Origin of the sequence: Deinococcus sp. LM3 (genome assembly GCF_002017875.1) — a bacterium.
GTDB lineage: Bacteria > Deinococcota > Deinococci > Deinococcales > Deinococcaceae > Deinococcus.
This window is the reverse complement of record NZ_MUFV01000001.1, coordinates 1-17,313: the sequence shown is the minus strand read 5'-3', so window position 1 is coordinate 17,313 and position 17,313 is coordinate 1. Positions and strand designations below refer to the sequence as shown.

At 69.6% G+C, this 17,313-nt stretch carries 21 protein-coding genes and 3 pseudogenes; 9 read left to right on the top strand and 15 right to left on the bottom strand.

All coding sequences use genetic code 11. The features are described from left to right. Nucleotides 1–77: 77 nt before the first annotated feature. The 3 genes from BXU09_RS00110 to BXU09_RS00100 all read right to left on the bottom strand — a co-directional run bounded on the left by BXU09_RS00110 (nucleotide 78) and on the right by BXU09_RS00100 (nucleotide 3,316). The gene (locus BXU09_RS00110) at nucleotides 78–1,244 is read right to left on the bottom strand and encodes a cation:proton antiporter (RefSeq protein ID WP_078299330.1); all 1,167 of its coding nucleotides are present in this window, start codon (nucleotides 1,242–1,244) and stop codon (nucleotides 78–80) included. A gap of 31 nt (nucleotides 1,245–1,275) precedes the next feature. Next, the gene (locus BXU09_RS00105; RefSeq protein ID WP_078299323.1) at nucleotides 1,276–1,764 is read right to left on the bottom strand and encodes a cation:proton antiporter regulatory subunit; all 489 of its coding nucleotides are present in this window, start codon (nucleotides 1,762–1,764) and stop codon (nucleotides 1,276–1,278) included. Nucleotides 1,765–1,945: 181 nt separating this feature from the next. Further along, nucleotides 1,946–3,316, bottom strand: coding sequence for a lipase (locus BXU09_RS00100; RefSeq protein ID WP_078299317.1), 1,371 nt, complete (start codon nucleotides 3,314–3,316; stop codon nucleotides 1,946–1,948). Between the two features lie 275 nt (nucleotides 3,317–3,591). On the opposite strand from BXU09_RS00100, the gene BXU09_RS00095 reads away from it, so the two are divergent. The 6 genes from BXU09_RS00095 (at nucleotide 3,592) to lysX (ending at nucleotide 7,337) form a co-directional block, all read left to right on the top strand. Next, nucleotides 3,592–4,878, top strand: a complete 1,287-nt coding sequence (locus tag BXU09_RS00095) for a 3-isopropylmalate dehydratase large subunit (RefSeq protein ID WP_078299312.1) — start codon at nucleotides 3,592–3,594, stop codon at nucleotides 4,876–4,878. After that, nucleotides 4,875–5,276, top strand: coding sequence for a VOC family protein (locus tag BXU09_RS00090; protein ID WP_078299309.1), 402 nt, complete (start codon nucleotides 4,875–4,877; stop codon nucleotides 5,274–5,276). The genes BXU09_RS00095 and BXU09_RS00090 overlap by 4 nt, the downstream gene beginning before the upstream one ends. 1 nt (nucleotide 5,277) lies before the next feature. Beyond that, nucleotides 5,278–5,772, top strand: coding sequence for a homoaconitate hydratase (locus BXU09_RS00085; protein ID WP_078299306.1), 495 nt, complete (start codon nucleotides 5,278–5,280; stop codon nucleotides 5,770–5,772). Between the two features lie 23 nt (nucleotides 5,773–5,795). Continuing rightward, complete coding sequence (locus BXU09_RS00080; protein WP_078299303.1) at nucleotides 5,796–6,134, top strand: hypothetical protein; 339 nt, start codon at nucleotides 5,796–5,798, stop codon at nucleotides 6,132–6,134. A gap of 82 nt (nucleotides 6,135–6,216) precedes the next feature. Next, nucleotides 6,217–6,390: a lysine biosynthesis protein LysW gene (gene lysW, locus BXU09_RS00075; protein ID WP_078299300.1), complete on the top strand. Its 174-nt coding sequence runs from the start codon at nucleotides 6,217–6,219 to the stop codon at nucleotides 6,388–6,390. Nucleotides 6,391–6,473: 83 nt separating this feature from the next. Next, entirely contained in the window at nucleotides 6,474–7,337 is an 864-nt protein-coding gene (lysX, locus tag BXU09_RS00070; protein ID WP_078299297.1) for a lysine biosynthesis protein LysX, read from the top strand. Between the two features lie 72 nt (nucleotides 7,338–7,409). On the opposite strand, the gene BXU09_RS00065 is transcribed toward lysX, so the two are convergent. Then, entirely contained in the window at nucleotides 7,410–8,033 is a 624-nt protein-coding gene (locus BXU09_RS00065) for a CBS and ACT domain-containing protein (RefSeq protein WP_055363034.1), read from the bottom strand. 142 nt (nucleotides 8,034–8,175) lie between these two features. Between BXU09_RS00065 and BXU09_RS00060 the strand changes: the two genes are divergently transcribed. Both BXU09_RS00060 and BXU09_RS00055 read left to right on the top strand, forming a co-directional pair. Beyond that, entirely contained in the window at nucleotides 8,176–8,664 is a 489-nt protein-coding gene (locus tag BXU09_RS00060; RefSeq protein ID WP_055363035.1) for an OmpH family outer membrane protein, read from the top strand. Between the two features lie 265 nt (nucleotides 8,665–8,929). Continuing rightward, nucleotides 8,930–9,394, top strand: a complete 465-nt coding sequence (locus BXU09_RS00055; protein WP_055363036.1) for an OmpH family outer membrane protein — start codon at nucleotides 8,930–8,932, stop codon at nucleotides 9,392–9,394. A gap of 110 nt (nucleotides 9,395–9,504) precedes the next feature. On the opposite strand, the gene BXU09_RS00050 is transcribed toward BXU09_RS00055, so the two are convergent. From BXU09_RS00050 to BXU09_RS00015, 11 genes and pseudogenes are all read right to left on the bottom strand, one after another. Further along, entirely contained in the window at nucleotides 9,505–10,017 is a 513-nt protein-coding gene (locus BXU09_RS00050) for a pyridoxamine 5'-phosphate oxidase family protein (RefSeq protein ID WP_055363037.1), read from the bottom strand. 334 nt (nucleotides 10,018–10,351) lie between these two features. Continuing rightward, nucleotides 10,352–11,608, bottom strand: coding sequence for an MFS transporter (locus BXU09_RS00045; protein ID WP_078299293.1), 1,257 nt, complete (start codon nucleotides 11,606–11,608; stop codon nucleotides 10,352–10,354). 70 nt (nucleotides 11,609–11,678) lie between these two features. Further along, nucleotides 11,679–12,388 (bottom strand): annotated as a pseudogene (locus tag BXU09_RS00040) (RluA family pseudouridine synthase). A 56-nt stretch (nucleotides 12,389–12,444) separates the two neighbouring features. Then, the gene (locus tag BXU09_RS21255; protein WP_240500850.1) at nucleotides 12,445–12,606 is read right to left on the bottom strand and encodes a hypothetical protein; all 162 of its coding nucleotides are present in this window, start codon (nucleotides 12,604–12,606) and stop codon (nucleotides 12,445–12,447) included. A 501-nt stretch (nucleotides 12,607–13,107) separates the two neighbouring features. Next, nucleotides 13,108–13,644, bottom strand: coding sequence for a M48 family metallopeptidase (locus BXU09_RS21250; RefSeq protein WP_240500847.1), 537 nt, complete (start codon nucleotides 13,642–13,644; stop codon nucleotides 13,108–13,110). Continuing rightward, complete coding sequence (locus BXU09_RS21245; protein WP_240500844.1) at nucleotides 13,641–13,889, bottom strand: hypothetical protein; 249 nt, start codon at nucleotides 13,887–13,889, stop codon at nucleotides 13,641–13,643. Before BXU09_RS21245 ends, BXU09_RS21250 begins: the two co-directional genes overlap by 4 nt. Before the next feature lie 129 nt (nucleotides 13,890–14,018). After that, complete coding sequence (locus BXU09_RS00025; RefSeq protein WP_168174529.1) at nucleotides 14,019–14,384, bottom strand: DUF898 family protein; 366 nt, start codon at nucleotides 14,382–14,384, stop codon at nucleotides 14,019–14,021. Further along, nucleotides 14,345–14,596 (bottom strand): hypothetical protein, encoded by a 252-nt coding sequence (locus BXU09_RS20800; RefSeq protein WP_168174528.1) that lies wholly within the window; start codon nucleotides 14,594–14,596, stop codon nucleotides 14,345–14,347. The genes BXU09_RS00025 and BXU09_RS20800 overlap by 40 nt, the downstream gene beginning before the upstream one ends. Beyond that, the gene (locus BXU09_RS21815) at nucleotides 14,563–14,685 is read right to left on the bottom strand and encodes a hypothetical protein (RefSeq protein ID WP_276205821.1); all 123 of its coding nucleotides are present in this window, start codon (nucleotides 14,683–14,685) and stop codon (nucleotides 14,563–14,565) included. Before BXU09_RS21815 ends, BXU09_RS20800 begins: the two co-directional genes overlap by 34 nt. Beyond that, nucleotides 14,676–15,170 carry a DUF898 family protein gene (locus BXU09_RS00020; protein WP_168174527.1) on the bottom strand — a complete coding sequence of 165 codons (495 nt, stop codon included), beginning with the start codon at nucleotides 15,168–15,170 and terminating at the stop codon, nucleotides 14,676–14,678. Before BXU09_RS00020 ends, BXU09_RS21815 begins: the two co-directional genes overlap by 10 nt. Nucleotides 15,171–15,664: 494 nt before the next feature. Continuing rightward, nucleotides 15,665–15,948 (bottom strand): annotated as a pseudogene (locus BXU09_RS00015) (cold shock domain-containing protein). A 1,037-nt stretch (nucleotides 15,949–16,985) separates the two neighbouring features. On the opposite strand from BXU09_RS00015, the pseudogene BXU09_RS21155 reads away from it, so the two are divergent. After that, a pseudogene (locus tag BXU09_RS21155) lies at nucleotides 16,986–17,313 on the top strand (hypothetical protein); the annotation flags it as partial.

Genomic DNA, 17,313 nt, shown 5'->3' with positions numbered 1-17,313 from the left:
TCAATCCGGGCGGAGTGATCAGCAACAGGGAGCGGCGGCAGGGGATATTCCTTGCCGCCGCTCCCTGTTGCTGGTGGTCAGCTGCTCGCGGCGGGACGGGCGGGACGGGTCAGCCACGCGGCGATGGGCGCGTCGAAGCGGGCCAGGACCGGGCCGATCAGGGCGGTCAGCAGCACGTACACGGCGGCCAGCGGCCCCAGTTGCGGCGCGAGCCCCAGGCCCAGGCCCGCGATCAGGATGCTGAACTCGCCGCGTGCGATCAGGGTCGCTCCGGCGCGGACGCGGCCGCGTGTCTGCACGCCTGCGCGGGCCGCGCCGATCCAGCCGACCGCGAACTTGGTGGCGGCGGTCACGACGGCCAGCAGCGTGGCGGCCAGCAGCACGTCCGGCACCTCCGCGAGGTTCAGTTGCAGGCCGAAGAACACGAAGAACACGGCGGCGAACAGGTCCCGCAGCGGCTCGATCTGCCGCCGGGCGCGGTCGGCGACCTCGCCGGACAGCGCGATGCCCACCAGGAACGCGCCGATGGCGGCGCTGACCTTCAGCAGGTCGGCGGCGCCGGCCACGACCAGCACCAGTCCCAGCACGCCCAGCAGCAGCGCCTCGTCGCTGGGGACGTTCAGCGCGCGGCTCAGGAGGTGCCCGTACCGCAACGCCAGGAAGAAGGTCAGGGCGAACACGCCCAGCGCCACGGTCAGGTTCACGCCGATGGCGACCAGCGTGCCGCCCAGCAGCAGCGCCGCCACGACCGGCAGGTACACGGCCATGGCGACGTCCTCCAGCACGCACACGCCCAGGATGACCGGCGTCTCGCGGTTCCCGAGTCGGCCCAGGTCCGACAGGACCTTGCTGGCGATGCCGCTGCTGGTCAGGTACGTCACGCCGCCCAGCAGCACGCAGGCCATGGGGGGCAGGCCCAGCAGCCACCCGGCGATCAGGCCCGGCGGGAAGTTCAGGGCGAGATCCAGCGCGCCGATGTTCCGCTGCTTGCTCAGGCTCTCGCGGAGTTCCTGACTGGTGAATTCCAGGCCCAGCGTGAACAGCAGCAGCACCGCGCCGATCTCGGCGCCCACGTGAATGAATTCCTCCGGGGCGCGGCCCAGGTGCATGAACGCGCCCAGCCCCACGCCCGCCAACAGGTACAGCGGGATGGGTGTGATGCCCAGCCGCCCGGCCGCGCGGCCCACCAGCGCCAGCGCCAGGATGACCACCCCGAGTTCCAGGAACAGTTGACCTAACGGCACGCGCCCCCCGTGCGGGCGGGTGGGGAGGCGGTCACGGGGTGCCGCGCAGCAGCGCGGCCGCCTGCCGGATGCCGGGCGCGGTGCCCACCACGACCACCACGTCGCCGCGCTCGAAGGTCAGTTCCGGTCCCGGCGCGGGGACGGCCTGCTGGCCGCGCATGACCGCCACGATGGACGTGCCGGTGCGGGTGCGCATCATGGTGCTGCCCAGCAGCTCTCCCACGAAGGGGCTGGTGTCGGGCAGCGGTAGCCAGTCCATGGCGAGTCCCTGGATGTCCTGCATGGAGGTTTCCAGGCGGCGCGTGACGGCGCTGCCGCCCAGCAGGTCCGCCACGGCCTCGGCCTCGTCGTCGGCCAGGACGATGCTCTCGGCGCAGGCGTCCGGGTCGTCGCGGCGGGCGACGAAGATCTCGCGCCGCCCGTCGCGGTGGGTGATGACGCCCACGCGTTTGCCGGAGCGGCTGTCGAAGTCGTAGCGCATGCCCACGCCGGGCAGCGGAGTCTCGTCGAGTTTCACCATGCGGCCCATGATAGGGCAGGGGGTGTCATACGGACTCCGATTGAATGGGCTGCAAAGCCCGTTCAATCCGAGCGAAGCGAGTGGGAGAGAAACGGGTTCCGGACGTGAAGCTGACAAGCCGGCGATGTTCCGGGTTGTCGGCGAAACAAACGGAATCCGTATCAGGCGCGCAGGTAGGCGGTCACTTCACGCTGCCCAGGAACGCCGCCTGGTTGCGGTAGAAGGTCTTCACGTCCCGGAACGACAGGTTGCCCGTGATGTCGATGTGGTCGTACCCGCTGACGCGGCCCAGGCGATACCAGCTTCCGGGCGTGGTGGCCTGCCCGGTGTACGCGGCGCTGCCCTGGCTGGTCGGGGCGTTCATGGACGTGTTCGGGACGATCCCGTCGTTCGCCCACCACGCGCTGCTGTACGTGACGGCCCCGCCGGGGCTGCGGCCACTGACGTTCCCCAGCCCAGGCTTCAGCGGCCACGCGTGGGGGTAAGCGATGGGTTGCAGGACGGCGTTCATGGTGGGGTTGGGGTAGTGCCAGCCGCTGAGCAGGCCGGGCGTGCTGGCGTTCGTCTCCCACGAGAAGTACCGCGTGGTGCGGCTGCGGCCCGCGTAGGCGTTCAGGGCGGCCGCGCCGTCCGGGCTCAGGTCGTACGCCGCCTGATCGCGGGTGTTCCAGATGCCGGAGTTGAACACGCGGGTGTTGTACGTGGTGAAACTCTCGCCCGGCGCGCGGCTCAGACCCCACTGGCCCAGGTCGAAGTTGTACACGAAGTTCTGCGGGTCGAGCCCGCCGACGCTGCCCGCGAACGCCAGGATCAGGTTCTTGAACATGGGCACGGCGTCCTGCAACGTGTCGGCGGCGGGACTGCCGTTGTTGGGGCTGCTGACCGTCATGACGCTGCGCACCCACCCGGCGCGGCCTCCGGCGAACAGGCCGCCGCTGGCGCGGTTGGCGGCGTCCCCGTCGTCCAGCAGTTTCACGAGCACCCGCGCGGTCTGCCCGCCCATCGAGTGCCCCAGCAGGTTCACCGGGTGCTGCGCGTCCCACTGCGGGTAGAAGCCGGGGTAGCACTTGGCGGTGTCCGTGCGGGCGTGCCTGTGCGTGGCGGCGTGCGCCGCGCCGTAGTCCACGCAGCCACCCTTGATCTGCGCGTACAGTTCGGCGGCGCGGTCCCAGTTGCTGCTGACCGGCCCCAGGCTGGCCGTGAACACGCTGTACCCCTGGCCGCGCAGGTCCTGCTGCACGTCGTTCAGGCCGCCCCAGTAGCGCAGGCCCAGCGCCTCGTCCCGTCCGAAGCCCCCCAGGCCATGCACCAGGATCAGCGGCGTGCTCTTGTCCAGCGCCTGCGCGTTCAGCGGCGCGGGCAGGGCGGTATCGCGCAGGTCGGTGCGGGTGGGCGCGGCCGTCGCCTCGGGCGGGATGGGCACGGCCGCTGTCACCGGAACGGTGGTGGCGGCGGGGCCGGTGGGGGCGCCGCACGAGGCGAGCAGCAGCGCGGCGCTCAGGGCGGCCAGGACGGGGGTGCGGGCAGGCGTACGGTGCGGGGCATGGGACATGACGGCTCCTGGGCCACGGGCGGAGGCAGGCCCGCGCCGGGTGCCGGAACAGGACTGCTGAAGTCCGTTCACGCTGGAACGGACGGATCTGCCGCGGGTGGCAGCTGGGTTGTGGGTACGCTCCGCACAGTGACATACCGGGGCAGCGGTTGACTTGACTGGGGTTCATTTTTGAACTGCACCCTTCCCACCCCTTCCTGGCGTTTGCAAACAATTCAGCCTGAAATCCAGTCAATCTCACGCCGACCCTGGCCGGATGCGGCATGATGGGGCGCATGACGAACCCCACCCCCCGCCCGCAGACCATGGCGGAAAAGATCCTCTCCCGACGCGGCACGCAGGTTGTGTACGCCGGCGACCTCGCGGTCGTCGAGGTCGATCAGGTCATGGTCGTGGACTCCATCGCCCAGAGCTTCATCCAGCGCATGGGGCAGGACCTGAACGCCACGCCCAGATACCCCGAGCGGGTCAGTATCGTCATCGATCACGTTGCCCCCGCGAGCACCGTCAGCGTGGCGCAGGCGCAGAAGGAAGCACGCGAGTACGCCGCGCAGACCGGCGTGCGCCTGTTCGACGTGGGGCGCGGCATCTGCCATCAGGTGCTGATGGAGGAAGGACTGGCCCGGCCCGGCTGGATCGTGCTGGGCAGCGACAGCCACTCCACCACGTACGGCGCGGTCGCCGCGTTCGGGACCGGCATGGGCGCCACCGACATCGCCCTGGCCGCCGCCAGCGGCAAGACCTGGCTGAAAGTCCCCGAGAGCGTGAAAGTCACCTTCACCGGCGACCTCAGAGCGGGCGTGAGTGCCAAGGACGTCGCCCTGGAGATGATCCGCCGCCTCGGCGCGGACGGCGCGACCTACCAGAGCATCGAGATGCACGCCGGGGACCGCTTCACGCGCGGCGAACGCATGACCCTGGCGAACCTCTGCGTCGAGGCCGGAGCGAAGGTCGGACTGGTCGTGCCCGGCGGCGAGATCCTCACCGCGTACGGCTACGACATCCCCGACTGGGTGTACCCCGACGACGGCGCCACGTACGTGCAGAGCATCGAGATCGACCTGGGCACCCTGAACCCCCGCATGAGCGCCCCCAACGAGGTCGACAACGTGTTCGACGTGGCCGACCTGCGCGAACAGCTGCGCGACCAGCACGTGGATCAGGTGTTCATCGGCACCTGCACGAACGGCCGCATCGAGGACCTGCACGCCGCCGCCGACGTCCTGCGCGGACGGCGCGTCGCCCCCGGCACGCGACTGCTCGTCATTCCGGCCAGCAGTCAGGTCATGGAGGACGCCATGGCCGACGGCACCCTCCTGACCCTGCAACGCGCCGGAGCGGTGCTGGGAACGCCTGGCTGCGGGCCGTGCATGGGCCGCCACCAGGGCGTGCTGGCCCCCGGCGAGGTCTGCGTCAGCACCAGTAACCGCAACTTCATCGGGCGGATGGGCGACAAGGACGCCCGCATCTACCTCGCGTCGCCCGCCGTGGCCGCCGCGACCGCCGTCATGGGCCGCGTCGCACTGCCAGAGGACGTGCTGTCCACCCCGGTACCCGCGTGAACGTCCGGCTGGATCACTGCGTGCTGCACGTCTCCGACTGGGCGCGTTCGAACGAGTTCTACGCGCGGGTGCTGGGGGCCGAGGTCATCCCACGCGCTCAGGGCTTCGCGTACCGCTTCGGGGCGCAGCAGCTGAACCTGCACGGGCCGGGCCTGAGTCCGCAGCCGCTGGCGCGCGTGCCGGTCGCGCCGGGTGGCAGTGACTTGTGCTTCGTGTGGGACGGCCCGGTCAGCGGGGCCGCCGCGCACCTGAGTGCGTGTGGCGTGCCGGTGGAACTGGGCCCGGTGGCCCGCGCGGGCGCGCAGGGTGACGGCCTCAGTGTGTACTTCCGCGATCCGGATGGGTCGCTGCTGGAATTCATCAGTTACGAACAAGCGTACGAGCAAGAGGGGGCCTGAGATGGCGAGAATCTGGAAATTTGGTGACAGTGTGAACACGGACGACATCCTGCCGGGCAAGTTCGCGCCGTTCATGGCGGGCGAGGACGTGTTTCAGACTTTCGCGTTCCATTACATCCGCCCGGAGTTCGCCGCGTCCGTGCAGCCCGGCGACGTGCTGATCGGGGGGCGCAACTGGGGGCTGGGCAGCAGCCGCGAGTACGCCCCGCAGGCGCTGAAGAAGTTGCAGGTGGGCGGGATCGTCGCGCCGAGTTTCGCGCGCATTCATTACCGCAACCTGCTGAACCTGGGCATCCCGGCGTTCGAGTTCGACCTGACCGGGCTGCTGGAGGACGGCGCGGACGTGTCGCTGGACGTGCCCACCGGCGTGCTGACGCATGCGGGCGGGACGGTGCAGTTGCCGCCGCCACCGGAGTTCCTGCGCGAGGCTCTGGCGGAGGGGAGCATCCTGGCGTTCTTCAAGAAGCATGGGCGTTTTCCCGGCGAGCCCGCCTGAACCGGGGGCCCTACACTGGGGGCATGGCGACCCTGGAGATTGAATGCCCCGTGTGTGCGGAAGTGCTGGAACTGACCGACGAGGACCGTGCGGAGCTGATGGTGGGGGACGTCATCGTGTGCGACTCCTGCCATTCGGAGATGGAAGTGACCCGCAACGGTGAGGGCGAGGACTTCGATCTGGAGCTGCTGGGTGAGATGACGACCTGCCCGAATTGCGGTGAGGAGTTCGAGGTGACCGAGGACATGCTGGGGGCCGCGCCGGTGCAGGTGCTGGACGGTGTGGAGGTCAGCGTGGTGTCGTGTCCGCACTGCAAGGGTCTGGTGGCGCTGGAGTTGATGGACGACCCGGACGTGATCTGAGCGCAAGGTTTCTACCACCTGCCTAGGCAATTGCGAACGCCATAAATTAGGTGCGTTAACCTACCAAACGTAAGGAGTGAATATGGCTACCATTCAATTTGAAAACCCCGATACCGGCGCGACCATCGAACTGACCAACCCCGAACTCGGCGAACTCGTCACCGACGACGAAACCGGCGTGGAATACGAGGTCGTGTCCATCGAACCGCCCCGCCTCGAAGCCGCCCCGCAGGAAGCGGAGGACTGGGGAGAGTGACCCCGCCAGGGCACGCGGTCAGGCCGTTCCACCGGAACACCTGACCGCGCTCCCTTGCAGGGCCACCCACCCCGGACACCCCCATGGCAGACCTCGCCGTCCTGTACGACCGCATCCGCCCCGACGAGAAAATGCTCTTCGAGGCCCTCGACGACCTCGGCGTGCCCTACGACAAGGTTTACGCGCCGCAACTGACCGTCACCTTCGACGAGCAGGGCCGCGCCGCCGTGCCCTGGAAGGTCGCCATCGAACGCTGCGTCAGCCAGAGCCGCGGCCACGGCGTGACCCGCGCCCTCGAAGGCTTCGGCGTGAAGGTCATCAACCCCGCGCACGTCATCGAACTGTGCGGCGACAAACTCGCCACGAACGCCGCCCTGCACGCCCACGGCCTGCCCACCCCCCGTACCGGCGTGGCCTTCGACGGCGACGCGGCCCTGCAACTCATCGAGGAGATGGGCTACCCGGTCGTCCTGAAACCCACCGTCGGCTCGTGGGGCCGCATGGTCAGCCGCCTGAACGACCGCGCCGCCGCCGAGGCCGTCATCGAGCACAAGGAAGTGCTGGGCGGGCCGCAGCACGGCATCTTCTACGTGCAGGAACTCATCAACAAACCCGGCCGTGACATCCGCGCGTTCGTGGTGGGCGGCGAGTGCATCGGCGCGATCTACCGCACCAGCGAACACTGGATCACGAACACCGCGCGCGGCGCCAGGGCCAGCAACTGCCCCGTCACGCCCGAGATGGCCGACCTGGCCGTGCGGGCCGCCGCCGCCGTCCACGGCCAGATCGTCGCCATCGACCTCGTCGAGGACCCGGGTGCCCAGAACGAGTGGGGCGGCCTGAAGATCATCGAGATCAATCACACCATGGAATTCAAGAACTCCGTGGCGACCACCGGCGTGAACATCCCGCGCCGGATGGGCGAGTACGCCATCAGCCTGCTGTAACCGGCTGCAAAGAGAGAGGCCCGGTGTGCCGATCACCGGGCCTCTCTTCTGGTTGCGTCACCTCTGTGTGGGTCAGTCCAGCACGTCGATGCCGGTGGCCCGCACGCGCTCGCGCACGTCCTTGAGGCCCTCGCCGCTGACGCGCATCACGAAACGGCGCCGGCCGTTCTCGCCGCCGTACGTGGCGACGCTGATGATGTTGCTCGGCAGGATCGCCCCGGTCGCGCGTTCCAGGCTGCCCGGCACGTCCGGCATGTCCAGCGTCAGGCGCTGCCCGCCCTCGCGCATGCCCAGGATGCCCGTGAAGGCCCGCAGGACATCCATGGTCGTGATGATCCCACTCAGGCGGCCCGCGTCGTTCAGGACCGGCAGGCCCCCCACGTGATGCTCCTGCATGCGCAGCGCCGCGTCCTCCATGTACTCGCCCTCGGCGGCCGTGATGACCGGGCGGGCCATCATCTCCTCGACCGTCAGTTTGCTCAGCAGGTAATTCAGTTCCCAGACGCTCAGGGTCGTGGCCTTGCTGGGCATGGCGTCTTTCAGGTCCTTGCGGGTCGTGATGCCGACCAGCCGCTCGCCCTCCATGACCGGCAGGCGGCGGAACCCACCCTCTTTCAGCAGTTTCAGGGCGTCCATGACGGGCGTGTCGGGAGTCACGGTGGTCGGATTACGGGTCATCCAGTCGCGAACGAGCATACGCGCAGTGTACAGGTGACCCGGCCCGGCACACGTCCCGCCTGCCTGCGTACAGCCCCACGAACGGGGGATGGAAAGGAGGTGTGAACCGGGTCAGCTGACCTTCATTCGGCTCAGAAAGGCGCGTGATACGTTGCGCGACATGAAGATCAACGCCAAGATCCTGGCCCCCCTGGCCCTCGCGGCCGCCTACGGCCTCGGTACCGTCGCGCCCCACGCGCAGACCACCCCCCAGAAGGTCGGGTTCGTGGACGTTTCCAAACTCCTGGCCGCCCACCCCGGCGACAAGGAAATCCAGGCCATTCAGAAGAAAGCCGACGATGAACTCACGGCGCTCGACAAGCAGGTCAAGGCCATCGATGCCAAGGGCGCGAACGCCTCGGCCGCCGAGAAACAGACCCGCGAGCAGCTGGTCACCACCATCCGCAGCAAGGCCGACGCCTACGACAAGCAGCTGGCCCCGAAGATCGCCGTGGTCGAGAAGGCCGTGGACACCGCCATCAACACCGTCGCCAAGAGCAACGGCTTCTCGATCGTCATGGACCGCGACGTGGCCGCCAAGAGCGGACTGGTCATCTACGCCGACCCCACCAGCGAACTGACCGACGCGGTCGCCAAGTCCGTCAAGTAATACGGACTCCGATTGAATGGGCTGCAAAGACCGTTCAATCCGAGCGGATGCGACTCGTAGAGCTGCCCCGCAGAGTGGGAGAGAAACGGGTTCCGGACGTGGAGTTAGCAACCTGGCGCCCTTCCGGGTTGTCAACGAAACAAACGGAATCCGTATAAGCCCGCCTCCGCGCGATCACCCCTGACCCGAAGCTGGCCCCGCGCGGTACTCGCTGCGGGGCCGGCTCCGTCACCACCGGCTTCCTGCCGGGCCAGGAGAACTTCCCTTGAACCGATTCATGCTCCTCCTCCCGCTCGCCCTGCTGACCACCGTCCCGCACGCCCAGCAGAGCAAGAACCGCGTCGGCATCCTGAACGTCCAGACGGTCGTGAAGGGCATGCCCGGCGCGCAGGCCTACCTGGACCTGAACGCCAGGGCCAGCAGCGACCTCGCCGCGAAGCAGAAGAACATCCAGGCGCTCGCGGCGAAGGCCAGCACCGCCGCCGACCGCGCCGCCCTCACCAAGGCGCAGCAGGCGTACGCGGCCGCCCGCACCGACTACGCCAAACGCATCGACGCGGCCTTCAAACCGCTGGGCACCAAGATGAACGCCGCCGTCGCCAAGGTCGCCCGCGCCAACGGCTACACCGTCGTCCTGGACGAACGGGTCGCCGCGCAGACCAGCCTGATCGTGTACGCCAACGAGGGCGCCACGAACCTGAACAACGCCGTCCTCAAAGAACTGAAGTAAACGGCGGGAATCACCTCACAGAACAGACTCCGGAAGGCGGGCAGCTGCCCCTCTTCCGGAGTCCGTTCTGTGATCATGTCTGACCCGATGTGGTCAGGGCGCGCAGCCGATCAGAGTCGGACGGTTTCGTTCTCGCCCATGTCGGGCTTCCCACCGACCAGTCCCTTCGCGAACGCCAGCAGGCTGCGGATCTTGCCGTTGCCTTCCCAGTACTCGGCGCCGTTCGCGTGAATCTGGATCAGCTGGATGTTCGGGTCTTCCTTGCCCTGCGGGAAGTACGTCTGGTAGAAGTCACTCCAGAGTTCATCGAGTTTCGCGCGGTTCTCGACCAGTTGCGCGGTGCCGTTCACGCTGACGTACACGCCCTTGTCGGGGCTGGAGTAACTGACGTTCACCTGGGGGCGGGCCGCCATGTTCTGCACCTGCTCGGTGTCCTTGCCGCCGATGAACCAGATGTCACCGTCGAACTCGACCTGCTGCGTGGTCATGGGGTGGGCGTGCAGGTGACCGTCGGCGGTCTGCACGGTCAGCATGGCGAAGTGGACTTCCTTGATCATGGCGGCCAGCGTCTTGATGGAGTCCGTGCGGGCGGTATCGGATTGCGCGGTATCGGATTGAGTCATGGGTTCACCCTGTCACGCGCCCGCCGCGCCGAACTGAAATGAGAGGCACCGTGTGAACAGCTTCGTAACCCGTTCTGAAGGAACCCTGCACGCTCCGTGAGGAACAACCGGACACCCCGCACCAGGGCCAACCATGGGAACGGCCCGGACCTCTGGCGTCCGGGCCGCGCACTTCCGCTACTCATACGGACTCCGATTGAATGGACTGCAAAGACCGTTCAATCCGAGCGGATGCGAGAAGGAGAGAAACGGGTTCCGGACGTGGAGCCGGCAATCCGGTGAAGTTCCGGATTGTCGGCGAAACAAACGGAACCCGTATCAGCAGAGGTGACGCTCAGGCAGGCAGGTGCTGACCTTTCGGGCGGGTGTCCGGCACGTTGCGGACCAGCAGTACGCCCAGGATGAAGAAGGCGGCGGCCACGCCGAACACCAGCGTGTACCCCAGGTTGCCGCCCTGCGCGTTCCCCCAGTCGAGCAGCGCGCCCTGCGGCCCCCCGATGAACTGCGGAGCCACGAACGCCACGTGCCAGATGCCCATGTCCCGCGCGAAGCTGGTGTCGCTGGGCATGGCGTCGCTGCCCAGCGCCCAGTCCACGCTGGTGAACGCGCCGAAGCCCAGACCGAACACGACGGCCAGCAGCAGCGCTGCCCCGAAACCCGGCACGACCAGCAGCAGCAGCGCGGCGGCCGCCATGGTCGTCCCGGCGACGTAGATGACGGGTTTACGGCCCACGCGGTCACTGATGCGCCCGCCGATCAGGGCGGACACGATGCTCGCCACGATGATGCACGCCAGCATGATCGAGTTCGACGTGGCCGGGTCCTTCTGGCCCAGCACGTCGGCGTTGTAGTACTGCAAGAAGGGCTGCACCGAGTACTGCCCCAGCGCGAACAGGACGCGCGTGACGAACACCCACAGGAACGGCCGGTACGCGAACAGCGACTGCCACGGCGCGGGCCGGGTGCCGGCCGGGGCGGGGCGGGCGTCGTCCGGAACGCCGCGCATCGTCACGAGCGCCGGCACCAGCAGGAACACCGCGATCAGCACGAACGACACCATGGACGGCAACCCCAGCGTCCCGACCACGAAGGCACTGACCGCGCCCAGCAGCTGCCCCGCCGCCTGGAGCATGCCCATCACGCCGCTGTACCGGCCGCGCTGCTCGGTCGGCACGAGCTGCGGAATCAGGGCCGAGTACGGCGCGGTGGCGTAGTTGTTGCCGAACTGCACGAGCAGGAACCCCAGCACGTACACCCAGAAGCCGGTCATGCCACTCAGCAGGGTCACGGCGGCCCCCATGACGGCCAGACCCGCGATGTTCACGCCCACGCCCAGCCGCAGGTACGGCACGCGCCGCCCGGTGCGGTCGCTGTGCGCGCCCACCAGCGGCGGAATGACGAGCGCCATGACCGCGCCGATGGCGGTCAGCGCGCCCACGTACGTGCCCTTGCGGTCCGGGCCGACGAATTCGAGGACGTTGGCGGGCATCAGGACCAGCAGCAGCAGCAGCCAGTGGAAGGCCGTGCCGAACCAGAACGCGGACAGCACCCACGGGCTCACGCGCGGGGCAGCAGGAGGGGAGGCAATCATGATGCGGCGAGTATACGGGCCGACCGCCCGGCGCTCATGCGCAAGCGGGCAGGCCGGACGCGCCGGGCCTTCAGGGTGTGTCCGGCAGGGCGTCCCAGTACGCCTGCAGGTCCGGGGCGAGCGGCACCTCGGCCACGACCTGCGTGCCCGCCCACGGAACGCGATGCGCGCGGCGTGCAGCGCCTGACGCGCCAGCCCCAGCCGCGCCGTGAGTTCCGGCGTCTGCCCGGTCTCCATGAACGTCAGGAACACGCCGGGATCGCGGCCGTAGATCTTGTCGCCCACCATCGGCAGGCCCAGGTGCGACAGGTGCGCGCGGATCTGGTGCAGGCGGCCGCTGCGCGGGTACGCCTCGATCAGGGCGTGACCGGCGCGGCGGGCCACCACCCGGAAGTCCGTCACGGCGGGCCGTCCGTCCGGCACGACCCCCTGCCGGATGCTGACGCGGTTCGCGCCGCCCAGCCCCAGGTCGCCCAGCGGGGCGTCCAGCGTGCGCCGTTCCCAGTCGGGGGTACCGTGCACGATCGACAGGTACGTCTTGCCGACCAGATGCGTCTTGAACAGCGTGAAGAACCGCTGCGCGGCCTCGCGGTCGCGGGTCAGGACCTGCGCGCCGCTCGTCTCGCGGTCCAGGCGGTGCGGCGGCGCGAGGTCCGGCTCGCCGGTCGTGCGCTGCATGAACGTCAGCAGGTCCGGCACCTCCACCCGCGCCCGCACCGGGTGCGTGAGCCACAACGCCGGTTTGTGCACCACGTAGAAGTCCGGGTGTTCCAGGATCACGCGCGGGCGTTCCGTGGGCGGCAGGAGCGGCGCAGGCCGGGCCGGGCCGGGCGCGGTCACAGTTCCCACACGCTGGCGTAATCGCGCCCGGCCAGCCGCTGCGAGAGATCCACACCCCGGTCCACGGTGCGCGCCAGCCGCCCGCGCAGCCACTCGCCCGGCACGCCCGGTGCGTCCCAGTGCGCGGAGGTGGCGTACACGAAGTGCGGGTTCACCACGCAGCGGAAATCCACCATCAGGCCGAACGCGAACGCCCCGTGACTCAGGTACCGTGGTCCAGCCGCCGGACACCAGGAACGTGACGGGCCGGTCGAACCACGCGCCGTGCAGGCCGCGCGCCTCGTCGCTGCTGCCCGTCAGTTCCACCAGGGCTTTCGCTCCGGACCCAGGCCCCAGTTGTACACGGGCACGCCCAGGAACACGCCGTCCGCGCCCGCCACGGCCGCGTGGTACCGCGCGGCGTTCGGGTGGTCGTAACAGCCCCGGCTCCCTGCACGTTGTCGAAGGGCGGGAGCGGATCGGTCCGCAGGTCGAGGAACGTGACCTCGTGTCCCTGCGCCCGCAACTGCGCGGCGGCCAGGGTGCACAGCCACGCGCTGCGGCTTTCCGGGTCGAGACTGGTGGACAGAACCGTGAACTTCACGCCCCAGAGCGTAGTGCATGAGGCGCTGTCCATCTGTGCCGGGCTGTCTGTGTGTGCCGCGTCTGTGCCCGCCGGGTCAGCGGGCCGCGTCCTCCAGCCGCCGCAGGTGCTCGATACGGGCGTCCGTGCCGGGGTGGGTGTTCAGCAGGTCCGGCAGGCCGCCCGCACCTCCCTGGGCCGACTCCAGGCGGGCCAGGATCGTCTGAAGGGGCCGGGTGGTGCCGTACCGCTCCAGCAGGTAGCGGGCGGCGATCCGGTCGGACTGCGTCTCGGCGGCCCGCGAGTACCCGCCCTGCACCAGCGCGACCGGCACCGCCGCCGCGAACGTGGACGCGCTGACCACGTCCCCGGTCAGGGCTGTGACGATCAGGCCCAGGCCCAGCGCCTGGTACACGCTGGCCAGTCCGTGCCGCTGCGTGACGTGCCCCGCCTCGTGCGCCAGCACCCCGATCAGTTCCCGGTCACTGCGGCCCAGCTCGACCAGCTGATCGGTCATGACGACCGTGCCGTTCGGCAACGCGAACGCGTTCGCGCCCAGTCCGCTGCTTCCCGCCGGCTCGCCGTCACGCAGCAGCAGCCGGTACCCGTACCCGCCGCCCGCCCAGGCACTCACGTCCCGGAAGGCGGCCTGCAGCTCGGCTGCCGCGCGGCGCTCAGGCGGCTCGGCCCGACCAGTTCCTGCTGCTCCAGGACCGTCAGTGCCTCGCGGTCGAAGGTGGCCAGCACGCCCTGCGGGGTCACGGCCGCCGCCTGACGCGCCAGGACCGGCAGGCCGAAGGTCACGAAGCCCCACAGCAGCGCCCCGGTCACGGCGACCGCGCCCAGCGCCGCGCCCCAGCTGGCCTCCAGGCGGGCCACGCCGCCCAGCAGGCGGTTGCGTCCTGCCGGGACTCCCAGTCGCGGACGGCGGCGTGGTCGGTGGTCTCGAACCGGCTGCCGTCCGGGAAGGACAGCGCGCGCGCACGCCGGGCAGCGCCGGGTCCACGGTCACGTCGGCCGCGCGCCAGTGGTGGTCGGCGCGGCCCGGCAGGCGCAGCCGCGCGCCGTCCGGTCCCAGGTGCAGCGTGGCGGGTGGTCGCGGCTGACCTGCCCGTCGAAGTACACGCCCGGCACTCGGGCCAGGAGTCGCGGCCCGACATCCTCAGAACCCCAGCCGATGTCGAGGAGTTCCGTGGCGGCCTCGCCCAGCGCCGACTCCGGACCACCCTGACGGCCCGCGAACTCGTCGAGCGGCACGATGGCCCGCACGGTCACGCCCTCCAGGAGGTAGCGGTTACGGCGGATGTCCGCCCAGGGGGTCGCGAGGCCCAGTGTCAGCACCTGCGCCACGCCGTTCGACACGGTGATCCACACGACCTGCCAGGGGTTGAAGGTCGCGCCGTGCGGACCACGCCGCCCAGTTCGGCGTTGTTCAGCACGTACCGCATGGTCGCGGCCCGCACGTACTGCCACGCCACGCCGTTCATCGCCAGCAGGATCACGTACGCCACCACGACGAACAGCACGCCCAGCAAGCCCGCACTATTCCAGTTCAGGCTGTCCAGCTCGAAGCCCTGACTGGCCATCCACGCCACGAGCGCCACGCCGCCGGAATGGCCAGCAGCAGCCCCGCCCCGACCAGCAGGCCCACGCCGACCAGCGCGATCAGGTACATGGGCGCCACGTCCCCCGGAACAGGCCGCGCGCCGACCCGTACCGCAGGTTGTTCAGCTGGTAGCGGCGCTGCATGAACCACGCCCACGGCAGCGCCAGACCCCCGGACACGGCCGCCGCCACGTTCGCCGCGCCGTACGCCACGTAGGCGTCCTGCACGCGGCCGTCAAAGTGAAAGCGCAGACCACGGTGCACGGTATTCACCGCCTGGAACCGCATGGACTGCGCCACCAGCCACGGGTACAACCCCAGGAACAGCAGGGCGATCAGGCCGACACCCAGCCCAGGCTCTCGCTCTCGCTGGTCAGCACATAGGCCAGGAACAGCGCCCCACCAGCAGGTAAGAGCGCAGCAGGCGGCGCGGATCGGCCCGGTACTCGAAGTTGTGACCGTCCACCCAGGTGTGCCCGTAGAAGTACTGCGGTTGCGAACCCGCGCCCACGGCAGGTACAGGCCCAGCGTCACGACCGTCAGCGCCGAGTTCACGATCCACAGCCGGAAGTACTCGCCTGCCGACCCGTGAACGACACCGGGTAGGCCGTGACGACGGCGCGGCCTGCGGGCCGTCCGCCGCGTGCGTGCCTGCGGAAGGGCCGGTGCCAGAGCCTGTGTCAGGGCCGGTGCCAGAGCCGGTGTCAGGGCCTGTCGCGGGCGCGGCGGCGTGTCGTCCGAGGGGCGTGCCGGAGTCCGGGACGGCCGCCGGGCGGTCCTTGGACAGGGAGACGGGGTCGCTCATGTCCGCCATGCTACGGGCTGCGCGGCCGACGCGTGGACGCATCTGACGGACTCCGAACGGGTTGCAACAACCGTTCAATCCGAGCGGCAGCGAGTGGGAGCAGTCCGTACGAGTCGGCCGCGCCCGGAAACGCAAGCAGCGGACGACGACGCGTCCGCTGCACAGGTGAATCTCCGAATGGTGGGGGGGCTGAGCCGCAGGGGTGCTGTCCGCTCAGGCTCCGCAGGGGAGCCTCAGCCGGACGTTACCAGCGGCTGCCGCCGCGGTTGCCGCCCATGCCGCCGCCCACCGGAGCGGGCGCGGCGTTGGTGACGACACGTTCTTGGCCTGCGGGCCCTTGCTGCCCTGGCCGGCCTCCACCTCGAACTCCACCTCGTCACCCTCGTTGAGCTTGCGGAAACCGCCGCTCTGGATGGCGCTGTAGTGCACGAACACGTCAGGGTTGCCCGGGTGCTCGATGAATCCGTAGCCTTTTTCAACGTTGAACCACTTCACTCGACTTGAGCCATAACTCTCCTTGCATCTCAAGAATTCGCTGCCTGGTATCCCACCCTCTGGGTCAGACCCAACAGATGACGCGAATTTTAAGACCCCAGTATTATCGCATGACTCGCGCCGGGCGGTGTGCAGATTTGCGCCCCTGCCATCCCGCTGCCCGGCCCCGTCCCAGCGGGGCAGCGGCGCGGTGACAGCAGGGTCATGCTAGGCTGACACCCAGTTCAACGCCGCGTGTGTCACTGACGAAGCCCCCGGGCCCTGCGCCGCAGCGACCGTTACGCACACGCGACCTTCCGGAGGAATACAGCATGCCGCGCTACGCCCTGGACGGGCACGTCCCCCACATTCACCCCACCGCGTTCATCGCGGCCAGCGCCGACATCATCGGTCAGGTCACGGTCGCGGCGCACGCCAGCGTCTGGTTCGGTGCCGTGCTGCGCGGCGACATCGAGGCCGTCACGGTCGGCCGTCCTGCAACGTCCAGGACGGCGCGGTCCTGCACACGACGCCGGCTGGCCTGCATCCTGACCGATCACGTGACGGTCGGGCACGCGCCATCGTGCACGGCGCCATCTGCGGCCCCGGCAGTCTGGTCGGCATGGGCGCGGTCATGCTCAGCGGCTCCAGTCTGGGCGCGGGCGCGGTCCTGGGGGCCGGCGCGGTGCTGCCGAAGGGGTACACGTCCCGGACGGCATGCTGGCCGTCGGCATTCCCGCGCGGGTGGTCCGGCCCGCGCGGGCGGCGGAAACGCGGCGCGGTACGTGCAGAACGCCGCCCGTTTCCGTCAGGGCCTGATCTGCTGCCCCGACGATGCGGACGCACGGCCGCCCGGACGCAGCGGCCGCCCCGGCGCTGGACGGAGAGTCCCGCGTACTCTCCCGCGTGGACGGCCTGTGACCGTGCCGGGCGCCCGGAGGGCCGCGTGAAGGAGAAACGTCGCGCCGGCCCCCGAGCCGCCGCTCCGGCGAGCGTCCCGCAGAACCTGCCCCGAATCCGGCGCCGAACGACGGCCGGGCTGCCTACCGAACCGACGGCCGAACTGACCGCCGGGCCGACCCCGAGGCCACATGACCGAACCGACCGGAACCCGCCGGCCTGACGCCCGCCCCACCGAACCGGCCGGGGAGGCCGTGCCGGAACTGCAGCCCATGTATCCGGGGGCCGCGCCGTTCCTGGCGCGCTTCCTGCCGCACGCGCCGCCCACGCACGCCGGGCTGGAGCAGTCGTTCTGCGACCTGCACGCGTTCCTGAAACACTGCACGAGCAGGCGTGGTTCGGGTACCTGCACGCCACGCTGGGCGAGCAGAGTGCCTTCGCGCTGCTGTTCGAGGGCCGCGCCGTCACGGCGCCGCCGCGACCGCCACGGGCGAGCAGGCGCTGGGAGAGCTGCTGAAC

Coding starts and splice junctions, on each gene's coding strand:
- BXU09_RS00105 (WP_078299323.1), bottom strand. CDS start 1,764: ATGGTGAAACTCGACGAGACTCCGCTGCCCGGCGTGGGCATGCGCTAC.
- BXU09_RS00100 (WP_078299317.1), bottom strand. CDS start 3,316: ATGTCCCATGCCCCGCACCGTACGCCTGCCCGCACCCCCGTCCTGGCC.
- BXU09_RS00095 (WP_078299312.1), top strand. CDS start 3,592: ATGACGAACCCCACCCCCCGCCCGCAGACCATGGCGGAAAAGATCCTC.
- BXU09_RS00085 (WP_078299306.1), top strand. CDS start 5,278: ATGGCGAGAATCTGGAAATTTGGTGACAGTGTGAACACGGACGACATC.
- BXU09_RS00080 (WP_078299303.1), top strand. CDS start 5,796: ATGGCGACCCTGGAGATTGAATGCCCCGTGTGTGCGGAAGTGCTGGAA.
- lysW (WP_078299300.1), top strand. CDS start 6,217: ATGGCTACCATTCAATTTGAAAACCCCGATACCGGCGCGACCATCGAA.
- lysX (WP_078299297.1), top strand. CDS start 6,474: ATGGCAGACCTCGCCGTCCTGTACGACCGCATCCGCCCCGACGAGAAA.
- BXU09_RS00065 (WP_055363034.1), bottom strand. CDS start 8,033: ATGCTCGTTCGCGACTGGATGACCCGTAATCCGACCACCGTGACTCCC.
- BXU09_RS00060 (WP_055363035.1), top strand. CDS start 8,176: ATGAAGATCAACGCCAAGATCCTGGCCCCCCTGGCCCTCGCGGCCGCC.
- BXU09_RS00050 (WP_055363037.1), bottom strand. CDS start 10,017: ATGACTCAATCCGATACCGCGCAATCCGATACCGCCCGCACGGACTCC.
- BXU09_RS00045 (WP_078299293.1), bottom strand. CDS start 11,608: ATGATTGCCTCCCCTCCTGCTGCCCCGCGCGTGAGCCCGTGGGTGCTG.
- BXU09_RS20800 (WP_168174528.1), bottom strand. CDS start 14,596: ATGGCCAGTCAGGGCTTCGAGCTGGACAGCCTGAACTGGAATAGTGCG.
- BXU09_RS21815 (WP_276205821.1), bottom strand. CDS start 14,685: ATGTACCTGATCGCGCTGGTCGGCGTGGGCCTGCTGGTCGGGGCGGGG.